The 10980-nt window shown below is 42.9% G+C and carries 19 protein-coding genes; 6 read left to right on the top strand and 13 right to left on the bottom strand.

Annotated elements, in window-relative coordinates; translation table 11 throughout:
• Positions 1–64 precede the first annotated feature (64 nt).
• The 10 genes from FNW02_RS36015 to FNW02_RS35970 all read right to left on the bottom strand — a co-directional run bounded on the left by FNW02_RS36015 (position 65) and on the right by FNW02_RS35970 (position 5746).
• Positions 65–361: a hypothetical protein gene (locus FNW02_RS36015; RefSeq protein ID WP_191762277.1), complete on the bottom strand. Its 297-nt coding sequence runs from the start codon at positions 359–361 to the stop codon at positions 65–67.
• 149 nt (positions 362–510) lie between these two features.
• Entirely contained in the window at positions 511–771 is a 261-nt protein-coding gene (locus FNW02_RS36010) for a hypothetical protein (RefSeq protein WP_191762276.1), read from the bottom strand.
• A 526-nt stretch (positions 772–1297) separates the two neighbouring features.
• Positions 1298–1852 carry a hypothetical protein gene (locus tag FNW02_RS36005; protein ID WP_191762275.1) on the bottom strand — a complete coding sequence of 185 codons (555 nt, stop codon included), beginning with the start codon at positions 1850–1852 and terminating at the stop codon, positions 1298–1300.
• Positions 1853–1989: 137 nt separating this feature from the next.
• Positions 1990–2910: a hypothetical protein gene (locus FNW02_RS36000; protein WP_191762274.1), complete on the bottom strand. Its 921-nt coding sequence runs from the start codon at positions 2908–2910 to the stop codon at positions 1990–1992.
• Between the two features lie 71 nt (positions 2911–2981).
• On the bottom strand, positions 2982–3359 hold the full coding sequence (locus FNW02_RS35995) for a DUF6876 family protein (RefSeq protein ID WP_191762273.1): 378 nt from the start codon (positions 3357–3359) through the stop codon (positions 2982–2984).
• 251 nt (positions 3360–3610) lie between these two features.
• Complete coding sequence (locus tag FNW02_RS35990) at positions 3611–3796, bottom strand: hypothetical protein (RefSeq protein WP_191762278.1); 186 nt, start codon at positions 3794–3796, stop codon at positions 3611–3613.
• Positions 3797–3868: 72 nt separating this feature from the next.
• Entirely contained in the window at positions 3869–4474 is a 606-nt protein-coding gene (locus FNW02_RS35985) for a hypothetical protein (RefSeq protein ID WP_191762272.1), read from the bottom strand.
• Between the two features lie 268 nt (positions 4475–4742).
• On the bottom strand, positions 4743–4949 hold the full coding sequence (locus FNW02_RS35980) for a hypothetical protein (RefSeq protein WP_191762271.1): 207 nt from the start codon (positions 4947–4949) through the stop codon (positions 4743–4745).
• Entirely contained in the window at positions 4942–5142 is a 201-nt protein-coding gene (locus FNW02_RS35975; protein ID WP_191762270.1) for a hypothetical protein, read from the bottom strand. The genes FNW02_RS35980 and FNW02_RS35975 overlap by 8 nt, the downstream gene beginning before the upstream one ends.
• Positions 5143–5455: 313 nt before the next feature.
• Positions 5456–5746 carry a helix-turn-helix domain-containing protein gene (locus FNW02_RS35970; protein ID WP_348535509.1) on the bottom strand — a complete coding sequence of 97 codons (291 nt, stop codon included), beginning with the start codon at positions 5744–5746 and terminating at the stop codon, positions 5456–5458.
• A 170-nt stretch (positions 5747–5916) separates the two neighbouring features.
• On the opposite strand from FNW02_RS35970, the gene FNW02_RS35965 reads away from it, so the two are divergent.
• The 6 genes from FNW02_RS35965 (at position 5917) to FNW02_RS35940 (ending at position 9619) form a co-directional block, all read left to right on the top strand.
• On the top strand, positions 5917–6723 hold the full coding sequence (locus FNW02_RS35965) for a KilA-N domain-containing protein (protein WP_191762268.1): 807 nt from the start codon (positions 5917–5919) through the stop codon (positions 6721–6723).
• A gap of 237 nt (positions 6724–6960) precedes the next feature.
• Positions 6961–7623, top strand: a complete 663-nt coding sequence (locus FNW02_RS35960) for a hypothetical protein (protein ID WP_191762267.1) — start codon at positions 6961–6963, stop codon at positions 7621–7623.
• 135 nt (positions 7624–7758) lie between these two features.
• Positions 7759–8217: a hypothetical protein gene (locus tag FNW02_RS35955; protein ID WP_191762266.1), complete on the top strand. Its 459-nt coding sequence runs from the start codon at positions 7759–7761 to the stop codon at positions 8215–8217.
• A 42-nt stretch (positions 8218–8259) separates the two neighbouring features.
• The gene (locus FNW02_RS35950; RefSeq protein WP_191762265.1) at positions 8260–8454 is read left to right on the top strand and encodes a hypothetical protein; all 195 of its coding nucleotides are present in this window, start codon (positions 8260–8262) and stop codon (positions 8452–8454) included.
• Positions 8451–8981, top strand: coding sequence for an HAD-IIIA family hydrolase (locus FNW02_RS35945; RefSeq protein ID WP_191762264.1), 531 nt, complete (start codon positions 8451–8453; stop codon positions 8979–8981). The genes FNW02_RS35950 and FNW02_RS35945 overlap by 4 nt, the downstream gene beginning before the upstream one ends.
• Complete coding sequence (locus FNW02_RS35940; RefSeq protein ID WP_191762263.1) at positions 8978–9619, top strand: DNA methyltransferase family protein; 642 nt, start codon at positions 8978–8980, stop codon at positions 9617–9619. Before FNW02_RS35945 ends, FNW02_RS35940 begins: the two co-directional genes overlap by 4 nt.
• A gap of 189 nt (positions 9620–9808) precedes the next feature.
• Here the strand turns inward: FNW02_RS35940 and FNW02_RS35935 are convergent, their stop codons facing one another.
• From FNW02_RS35935 to FNW02_RS35925, 3 genes are all read right to left on the bottom strand, one after another.
• Positions 9809–10213, bottom strand: a complete 405-nt coding sequence (locus tag FNW02_RS35935) for a type II toxin-antitoxin system VapC family toxin (protein ID WP_191762262.1) — start codon at positions 10211–10213, stop codon at positions 9809–9811.
• Positions 10210–10473 (bottom strand): hypothetical protein, encoded by a 264-nt coding sequence (locus tag FNW02_RS35930; RefSeq protein WP_191762261.1) that lies wholly within the window; start codon positions 10471–10473, stop codon positions 10210–10212. Before FNW02_RS35930 ends, FNW02_RS35935 begins: the two co-directional genes overlap by 4 nt.
• Positions 10474–10548: 75 nt before the next feature.
• Positions 10549–10758 (bottom strand): helix-turn-helix domain-containing protein, encoded by a 210-nt coding sequence (locus FNW02_RS35925; protein WP_348535508.1) that lies wholly within the window; start codon positions 10756–10758, stop codon positions 10549–10551.
• Between the last annotated feature and the right edge of the window lie 222 nt (positions 10759–10980).

The raw sequence follows: 10980 nt of genomic DNA, 5'->3' as shown, positions 1-10980 counted from the left end.
AAGTAACTTGGGATCGTAAACAGAATTGAGTTCCATTTTTGTTATCCTTATTGAAGAGAAAGAACTAACTGTAAACCTTGAGCGACACGGCTTTTCGTTTCAAGTTACCGTTACCATCGTCACCATTGGTTGTGATTGTTGGCTGTTGACGACATTCGGATTTATTAATTGTCCAATCCCAATGATTGATTTGGGATTTCTGCCGATGTTCTACGAGGACAATTTGATTTTTGTACTTTAGGTCTTTACCACTGATTAAATAAGCGTCCCCCAGTGCATAAAAACCAGTCGAAATATAATAGCGTTTATTGAGGGACATCAGCGCATCCCAAGCTTGTTGATGCTGTTGTATTTTGCTCATTAGACTGTCCTCATTGAAATAACTCATCGCTTTGAAGCGTCGCGATGTAATGTGCGATAATTACTTTTACCTATAACTACAGTTTGGATTGCGGAAACTTTTGGTAAGCGAAGTTTCCGCATTTTTCTAGTAAGTACAATGTCTAAGTCTTAAGCGCTAACCTTTTTCTTTGGTTGAGATAATCTGGATGTACCATTAGATGAGCGAGGTGTTTGAGAAAGAGGTGGGGGAACTGTACCAAAGGGTGTACGAATTTCCAAATCTTCATTCAATTCTTTTTGGAGAACCGCTAATCGTGTCAAGTGCGAGTCGATTTCGGCTAATATTTTTGCTTCTATCTCTTGTTTTGAAAGTAGACGAACCTGTGCTTCTGGCAGTTGTACTACTTGTCCAGAAGTCTCATTGACCAATATTGAGTAGTATTAACCTTCGCTCTGCTTTTGAGTTGTATAGTTTATACCAATAATTCTCCCCTGTTGGGTGTGCTGCCCTATAGAAAAAAGAGGTTGCTTCCATGTACGTGACATCGTAATTGTGGATTGCATGATTATTTCCCCTCGCTTTGATTAATTGTGAGTAATTGGAATAACAGCACTCATTAGCTGTAGATAAGACTTGAGCAATTAATCAAATGCGATAGCGCAAGCGCTAACTTGTCAGTTCGCTCAAGTCCTGTTTACAACTAACGTGATGCTTTTATTTCTGCCCAGAACTTTGATTTGGGATGAATAGTTTAATTTGTAAAATGCTGTTGCATCCATGATGCGTATGAGTATCTCAAAAGATATTCATCTGATACTATTCAGGAATTAAAAGGTAGATGACATCAAAAAGCCAGAGGAATATCTGGCTCTTTATTTTTGCGTTGTCTTCCAACCCACTCTAATCATTCCCTCTGCTTTGCCGGAGGGCTTTTTGTTGCTGTTTATTTAATTACTAAAACACCATAGAAGCCGCAGCTTTCGTAACAGCCAAAGCCTGCTTACTTATTTCTCGCCAGTTCGATTCTTCGCCGTAGGATGCCATGATTAACTCAGATCCAGCCCACACACGACAGAACAAAACGCTATCATCTGTCCCTGGCTGCGGTTGTAAGGTTATAGGTGAATAAAGCTGTTGTGGAGTCAAACTAGCTATGGCTGCTAATAACCCTTTAGCGAACTGAGTATCATGTCCAGATTCCAAGATGTATGTTCGCTCAGCCTGAATTGTAGCTAGCAGTTTGTGTACTTCCTTGCCTCGCCGCTCGCACTTCTCGAATCGCAACTCTCGCAGATATCCCGTTAAGGCAGTAGCATCAACAGCCTGCGGTTCTGAATTCGATAGCGTGTACCATAGAAAACCGTTGTGGCGATTGCAGTAAATCTTGCGACTGCCAGCATCATTGTGGAGTCCCAGTTTCGGCTTGTTGATTGAAGTGACTAGCTGCTTGAGTAGTTCTTCTTGGCGCATTAAAGCAGCAAGTAATTCCGATGTTTGTTCAGGGGTCATTTGTTTGATACCAATGTATTTCACCTTCGCATTGGCGCAGCCGTTGATTTCTAATGTATTAATGTAAAGCCAATAAAATAGCGCTCTTGCTGTTACAAAAGCGCTTTTTACTACTAATAAATGTTTGTGGTTACAAATTACCTATGCGAATCAAATCTCGCCAGCAATTCTTCACGGGATAACTGAAGACATAAAGGGGTAAACTCCTCTGGAGTTAACTGCAACAAACTATCGACCACTCCCGCTAATTCCTCATCCACAGAACCAAACCGGAATCTCAACAAGTTTTCCACAACTTGACGGCGTTCTTGCTGTACTCCTTGTTGTACACCTTGCTCTACACCCTCTTGTACCGCTGCTGCTCTAGCTTCTTGGTAAGCTTGAGTTAAGTTCATGATCAACTCCTGGTCATCTTTGGTTAATTCTGTCTGTGCCATTACACTGATACGCCACCTGTAAATTATTTCCAGTACATTCCGGCGTACAAGGTCAGATGGTGGTAGTGCAACCAGTTCTTCTACTGCCTTTCTTTGTACCTTTCCCCTCCCCAAGAGTCTAAACCATAGTGTTTCTGGAGTTGGCGGTAGCTTGTTAATTGCCACTATTGCTGTCCTTATACCTTCAGGCAGAAAGTATATTCCTTCTATCCAATTTTCTAAATCTAGTGTAGCTCCAAAAGCCTTAAGCAGAGCTTTTGAAGCACTTGGCGCTAATATCCACAGTCTTGCTAAATCGTTCTCCGCTATTGTTGTGTCTTCTCTGTTGGCTTTACGCTGTGCGTCTGCAATCACAGTAAACAATTTTTGTAGACAATTACGTACTTCTGTTTTACTTGGTTGATTGCGAAACGGTTCTAGTAAAGTAGTATTTAATACGGCAATTCTACCCAACAATCCTAAAGTTTCTGCATTAGTAGCAGATGTTGGTGTCGGGGAAAATAACACGTCAACAAATCTAGCTTCGTCTGTTACTTCCCTATTCGTTCTTACTTCGCCTAAAGGAGCCAGTAACTCCTCTAAAAATTGTTTGGCAAATTTATCATGAGGTTGTTGGATCATTTTTGAAGTCCGACAGCTTGCTGTATTTGATTGCTTCAGGCGTGGTGGGTTTTAATACCCACCTTTCATTCTCAATACTCACTCGGCAGCATCAACACCTTCTGTGTTAGATACAGCGTGATTTCTGACAGCGGAAAATTCGTGTACTCTATCTGTTGTCGTAGCACTTCCTTGTCTGTGTCTTCTTCACATATCAAAGTACCTGACTCATCCTTCACCACTAAACGCCACACCTGAAATTCTCTCAGCCGAGCATTTGACCCAAGCCGATGCTGATAGGAGCCAATCGCATCCAGCAGCCAGTAACATCGGGTTGCTTGAGCTAGATATTTCACTCCCTCTGTGTAGCGGAGCATACCTAGTGAATGTCTGTAAACGACTTCCGAGCCTGTGAATTGCTCTAAATCTGCAATCAATTCCTCGGCGGTTTTTACAGTAGTATTTGTCATAGTTGGAATTCCTGTTTGTAACTTTCACTGTCAACAAAAAGGGTGTGGGGTGTAGGGGGTAGGGTGTAGGGGAGAAGACGGCATTGGTCGAGGCGTATGATTAAGCGACCAATGCAATCGTCCTGAAGGACGGGGCTTGTGACCCACTAATTGTTGAGGCTATCTCTTCCCCCACACCCCACACCCCATACCCCGCCCCAACGGGGCTTCACTGTCACATTGGCGTAGCATCAGATAGTTTCTGTAGTTGACTACTCGCACTTCAGAAAATCATCGACCATCTCTTGCGCTTCAGAGTCCGTCATTTCTTCATTTGTCGAGTAAGCGGCAAATCCATACCTCGCAACTAGAGCATCTGAATCGATATCCGAGTCAAGAATGCGTCCCAGTTCAGAGACAACAAATTTTCTTGTTTTTTGGTCGTAGCTAAGTTTCATGATTTCACCTGTTTGGTTAAATGAAGAACAGCGCTCTTGCCGAAACTGTCATCGCTTGCTGCAAACAAACGATTACACCGCTACCAATTCCCGACTATCCGACACTGATTGATACTCCAGCAACAGCTCCCATTGCATAGCCGTTAGTGTCTCAAATGGTCGGTCTAGCAAGTCTTCACAACAAGTGACTTCAACCATCGACAACGACCACACCGCATCAAGAGCAGAGTCACACGGGACTTTCTGTTGATGTTTTGACAAAGCCCGAATAACCCACCATCTGCCGTCGGTGGAGCCTGCTTGACCAAGCTTCACATCGTGGTGGTAAATACCATCGTCCATCAGGTCAAAGCCGTACTTCTCGCATTCGTCAGCAATCTGTACCATGATTTCGTTCCCCGTTGTAGCGGCTGGGGCTTCTTGTTCTTGTGGTGGCAGTGTTCCACGCTGGTAATGCCATGTGATGTAGCTGTGGCATCTTTTGAAAGTATCGGCGCGGTGGATTTCTTCACTATTGACCTTGACTACCCAAGGTTGCGTTAGGTCATCGTCGTAGCTGATGGTGGCAATCAGTTGTGTGCCGCAGTAAATCTCATGATCGTAGAAGGATATTTCTACTGATGTCAGTTCTTCAACTGGTTTGACGCAACGGGTTACAATTGTTGCTGTTTGTGGCATAATTTTAAAACCTTTAAAACGGTAATGAAGGTGATCGCTGTGTTTGTCAGACGGGCGATCACCTTTTAATTTGCACGAAATGTGTTGTGCAGGCACAACACTCTCAAACTAGATTTGGCGCAGCCTCATATTTCTTGCTCCTAGCCTGTGACTAGGAGCAAACCAGCAGGATACACAGCGTGTCAGGCGACGTGCACGGCAACAAAAGAATAAAAGCGCTGTGCGAATACACAGCGCTTTTATTCGGTAGTGGAATTGTGGTTTAGCCTTATTCCTGGCTTAATTTCTCAAACTGAGTCAACACAGGTACTAGTTGACTGGTTTTGATTAACTGACTACAAACCCGTCCTGCGTCTCTAGCTTGACTCATCAGGGAATGTCCTTCGACGTACTTACCTTCTTTAAATTTCTCAATCGCTTGACTGCTCTTGATTTTGGCTTCCTTAGCCAAGGCTTGTATCAGAACTTTATCCATTTTGATACTCTAAAATTACGGCTAATATTGCTTCGGCTTCTGAAAATAGTCTATCCGCTCTAGCCTCCAATAAGCTAGCGTCGCTATAGTCTTCATTCTCTACAGCCTTCTCAAACCCCTCATACAACTCATCAATAATTATATGCAATGAATTGTAAGCCTGAAATAAAGCTCTGACGGTACTTTGTTTCATTATTAGCCCTTACCACCTCCCTATTATTACCTTTTGTTAACATCACAGCACAAAGACTGTAGACAAGGTATTGGGCATTTGCCATGCCTTCTGTGCAGTCTTGTGTTGCTTATTTGAATGACTTTGAGTATCTCCCCCGGCCCGCTTTACCCGTACCTTGCGTACTCTGTGCTATACGACGGAGGGTTCTCGTTTCTCAAATCTATGTTTCGTGTTTTTACATTTACAGTTAAATTTGAGCGCTTCTTTGCTTTTCTGAGAGGCGTTGCGCTCGTCTCCTCCCTTATATACAAATCTACAATACCGTGTTGTACTATGTCAATAGAGCTTGGCATATTTCTTGTAAACTTTCAGGGTTGATTACTAATGCTGGAAATAACTTCCAAATAGGTACATTAAGCGCATTGCAAATAGCAAATGCATCTTCTTTAGAGATTGATTCTGGCCTGTTCCGGGGGTTTGCCCATTCAAGATTTTGAATAAAAGTATTGCTACAACCAGCTTTAATCGCTAATTTATCTCGGCTAGTTTTACCACGTAACTTTCTCAATCGCTGTGCTGTATCTTCGTCCCAAGTAAAACGAGATACATAGGACAATTTCACAAGGCAGACCTCCTCTATCATTTTGTTCTCCTCTAATTTACAACACCGTCTTGTGTTTTTAGAGTTTTTTGATTACACTGAGGTAGTGACGACGCAAAAGCGATCGCTCTCCGGGAAGAGAACAGCGATCGCTTCGCCAAACTCATTTACAAGAAAGTGAGCCAATTATAATGCTGACACACTTTTGGGGTGATTCAGAAATTAACCAAATGCCCCTAGATGGGCAAATAGCCAAATACACGATACCAAAGGGATATGTAAATGCCACCCAAATGGCTAGAGCTAACCGTAAGCTTTTGTCTGACTACATGAGGCTAAAGTCTACAAGGGAGTATTTGCAGGCTCTTAGCAACGATATGGGAATTCCCATATCGTCTTTAGTCGTGGAAATTGAAGGGTATGGAAAAGAACAAGGAACTTGGGTTCACTCCGAGGTGGCAATTGATATCGCTCGGTGGGTATCTGTCCCTTTTCGTATTTGGGCAAACAGAACCTTAACGAAAGTAATGCTTGCAAGTGAGGTGGAAGACAAGCCTTATAAAGAGGAAGAACCACCAAAAGCATTAGCTCCATCTCAAGAAGCTGCACAGTTAGCCCTGCTGGTGGGAGAATTCGCCGGACTAGACAAATCCCTCACCGCGCAGTTAGCAGTCAACGCCGCCACCAGAGTTAACCCTGCCCTTAAACCTGCTGCTGATGAACTCAAAACGGCGATCGCTTGTACTGACCCCTCAGATGATGCATTTCTCAACCCGACACAGATAGGGGAAGTGATAGGGAAAAGTGCGATCGCTGTTAACAAATGGCTGGTTAACGCTGGACTTCAATATCGCACTGATGATCGCAAACTGCCGTATCGTCCCACAGAGTTGGGTAAGCAGTGGGGGCGCATGGTGTCAGCTGTTGCGCGGGGTTCTAACCAAACAGTGTTTCAGCTGAGATGGTTGCCTGGCGTGACAGAGTTATTTCAGAGCTAAATGAAAGCGACCGCATCTGTGGATGTAGAGGCGATCGCTCAATAAAAATTCACAACTTTTGCTGGTGAATCGTTTGTTAGTCCTAACACTAAAAGATTTTTTCTCTTTAAGTCAAGCAACTAAAAAGCTAACAACACCATTTGTTACAAAACGACTTCTACTTTGAGCAATTATCTAACAAGCCTGAAATCGGATCTATGTGAGATAAACAAGCCGGAGTTACCAAAGGAATTGACAATGACCAAATTCCAAGATCCAAGAGCCGAGGCGATCGCCCAACAAATAGACGCAATCAACACTGCCGGGTACGAGTCAGCTTATGACCCAGTTCTTCAAAATCACGTAGTTCACGCTGGACTCTCCCTAGTTGAAGGTATGCTTCGTTTCGACATGTTCATGGGCAAAGTGCAACAAGCCGCTAGAGAACGAGAGAGTGTTTGGACATCTCAACTAAGCCAAAACATCAGCGGAATCGAATGGTACACGGTTGAGTACGGTGGCATCACGGCGGAGCTTCCCAGGCTGCATGAGGACTTGAAGTGTGTGCCTGGGGATAAACAGATTCTAATGCAATCTAAGCCAGTGGCTCTCAACTTCCTTGCTCACTGGAATCAAGTTTTCAAGGTATGGCACTACGACAAAGATGATTGCGATCGCTGGAGTCGAACCAGGTGGGGTAACTTTTACCAAGAGTATTTGCAGCGAGAGTGGTTGGAAATTTGGATTGAAGATCACATCTCTACAGTTCTGTTACAAGATGGCACTTGCCGAGAAGAACCCGTTTTCGCAATTAACGCTTGCTGCTACTGGGGGAATCCGATAGAAGTTCATCGCACAGACGCATACCTTCAATCTGGTTCGGTCTGGTTTCAGTGGAATAATTTCACGCCCTGGAGGTAAGAGCGATCGCTATACCAAAGCAAAGCGATCGCCTAATCAAAAAGCAGTAATTATCCATGTCTAACTTACCAGTTTTTAGCTGAAGAACTCCAGAAATTCTAGTGACAACAAAACTCTATATCTTCCCACAACTCTATGGAAATTAACAAAATCAAAGTCAAGGACAATGACATCAAAATCATCTACGATTTACCTGCACAATCTAGCTCAAATGAGCGAAAGACAGTCAAGTTTTTCTGTAATGAACAACCTAGAGTATCGTTCTTCAATGCTATGAATGCACTCCTAGATGACGCAATAGAATTCTGTGGATTAGACTCTGATATGTGGTCAGAAGGAGAAGTTACAGGTGTCACCCTCAAGCACTCTGATGATGGCGTAGGTATCAACATCACTGTTCAGAACAAAATCAATGATTTAGCTGTAGTAGTAAATACGCCCCATATTTCCAAAGCTGTAGTTTCAGACAATTTGGAAGATCGGATTAATAAACTAATTGCGGAGTCGGAGGCTTATATTCAGGGTCAGCGAGCGCAAATGTCATTGTTTGACGCAAAAGAGGAAGTTATTGTTAGGCAATTTCAAATGCAGTAGTCAAATTATTTATTTGATAGTAGAAAAGATGGTGAAAGTTAAATGAAAGTTATAGTCACAGTAGTCGAAAAGCTCACATCTGAAGCACACATTGATATCCCTGATGGATTATCAGAATCAGAAATCAGACAACACATTGTTGACCTTTACAAAAGTGGTGAAATGCAGCTTGACATGAACATCTACCAAGAAAATTTTGAATCAATTAGTGCCAAGATTATTAAAGATAAACCATGACTAAAATCCTTTTTCTCGACTTAGACGGAACCGTCCGCCGCACAAAAAGCGGTGCAACATTTATTAATGCACCAGAAGACCAAGAACTCATTCCTGGAGTTACAGAAGCGATCGCTCATTATGCCGATTATGTAGTGATTGGCATTACCAACCAGGGTGGTGTGGCAGCAGGGAAGAAAAGTTTGGAGGATGCTCTAGCTGAACAGAAATACACGATGCAGCTGCTACCCCAATTAAAAGTAGTTTATTTCTGCCCCGATTTCGATGGAGACTTAATCTATAGAGTTTCTTGTGAAAAGCACGAAGTTTGGGAAAGACATCAGTTCCTAGACCCAATTTCAAATAAGCCCTTTTACCAATCATTTCGCAAGCCAGGTGCAGGAATGGTTCAAAAGGCAATCAATGATTTAGGTAAAATCATTGACGCAAAATCATCCTTATTTGTAGGCGATCGCTCTGAAGACCAAGCTTGCGCTCTAGCTGCTGGAATCCCTTTTGTCTGGGCTAGTGACTGGAGGGACGAATGAACGTTGCAAATCTATTGCCCATAACAGGCTGGGATAACGATTCCTGGGAAACACCTAATAACATTGCACAAGTGATGTCCGAATTAGTATTACCAAGTGACGAATACATTCTTGAACCATGCGCTGGTACTGGGCAAATCGCTAAGAATATTCCACACCCCGAATCTTGCAGCATCCTTTGCATGGACATCAACAAGTCTAGGGTTGAGAATGGCAGATACAACGTCCCAAATTGTACTTGGCTGTGTACTGATTTCTTGCGTTCGGAAATAGAACCATACACTGAGTTTGATCTGGTTATCACCAATCCGCCGTTCAGCAAGTGCATGGAATTTATCGAGCGATCACTCTCCCTACTCAACCCCAACAACCCTTCGGCGCGGTTGCTGTTTCTAATGCCGTCTGATATTTTCCAGGCTAAAAGTCGGGCTAACGCATTCAGTAAACTAAACGCGCACATTCATCATATTTACCCAATAGTGGGCCGGGTGGATTACTTGATTAATGGTGTGCCAGCATCAAAAACTTTTGTGGAGAAAAACGGAAAAATGGTTAGACGTTCTGGCAGGCAAACATGCGATGCTGTCTGGGACATCAGACCAGGGAAACTTGGCGGTTGCACAACTTTTATCACTTAGCAAAGCATCTGTCCAAAGCGAGTTGAGGCAGCAGAGGTTTCGCATTTGAGCGCTTGACCAAAGCCCGACTCTGACTGCTCCTGTCGAGCAGGTTAACTGAACCTTGAAAACCAAATATCAAACAGACAATGTTTCGAGTCTTGGCATCTTTCAGCATTGTACCGAAATAGTGTTCAAGGAATTAAAATGTCATTCAAAAATTGAAACAACCTTAATCTTTTTTACCCGAAACATGGGCTTAGTTACCTTCTCTGTCGTCAAAAATTCTTCTGCATTAACTGACAACGCAGCTGCTATATGTAGTGAATCAATCGCAGCTAAACCATACTGGCAACCAATATTATATGCATCTTGCATTATTAGTTCTACATCATTAGCCCAGTAGGTTACAGCGCTAAAAAATGTTTCGTAAAATCTGGCTTCTGCTGTTTTTCGATTGTAAACTGCTTTGGGAATTACTTCTAATTTGATAAACTCGCTAGAAGCAAACTCATACCTAGAATCTTCTAGGATTAAAAGAGCTTTTTCGGACACTTCTCCTACACCACGGGTTGCAGCAACTAGCACTCCAGAATCAATGAAAGCTACCGTCATGTTTCAGTTTCCTGTAACCCACCACGACGGCTAGCGATTTCTTTTTCTATGCCTTCTTGAGTTAATAAAGGCTCTCCCGAAGCAATTATTTGGGCGCGGATTTCTCGCAAACGTTCTCCAAGTAAAGATTTGCTAGCAGACGTAAAAAGTTGAGGATCAACCGTCTTGACATGAAGGAATTCCACAAATTCCAACACCTGTTGTTGTTTGTCTAAAGGCAGTTCTCGCCACTTTCCTATTAATTCTTGCTCTACGCTCATCCTTTTTACCTCCAATCTGCCCTTTTTGAAGTGATCTAGATAACTGATTGGTGACATCCTCAATCAATACAAATTCTAATCATCCTCACCAATTTTCTGAATCTCAAATAGCTCAGTAGGCTGGCAACCTAATACCTCACAAAGCCTGGCAAGCTTCACAAAGGTTTCTGTACCCCCTCTGTCTCGCTCCCAATTGCGGATAGTTGATGGGTCAACACCAACTAAATCAGCAAGCTGGCGTTGAGTCAAATCTTTCTGCTTACGCAGTTGTGCAACTCTTGACACGAAAATTTCTCCCATGCGCTAATTCATAGCATTATTCTAGCGCTAAAGTCTTGACGCTAATAAATTTACAGCGTTAGAAAATTAGCGCTAAGATAGGCATTGTTGCATGAATACGGAGAAATGGTAAATTTTACTTATTCCCTTGTACTCCCTGCCAGTTAAAACGTGAAAACCAAAGCGAAGTATAAAGTTGGTAACTGGAATGCTTATGATGCAGCACTC

The organism is Komarekiella delphini-convector SJRDD-AB1 (genome assembly GCF_014831675.1).
In the GTDB taxonomy this organism is placed as follows: domain Bacteria; phylum Cyanobacteriota; class Cyanobacteriia; order Cyanobacteriales; family Nostocaceae; genus Komarekiella.
This window is presented reverse-complemented; position numbering and strand designations above follow the sequence as displayed.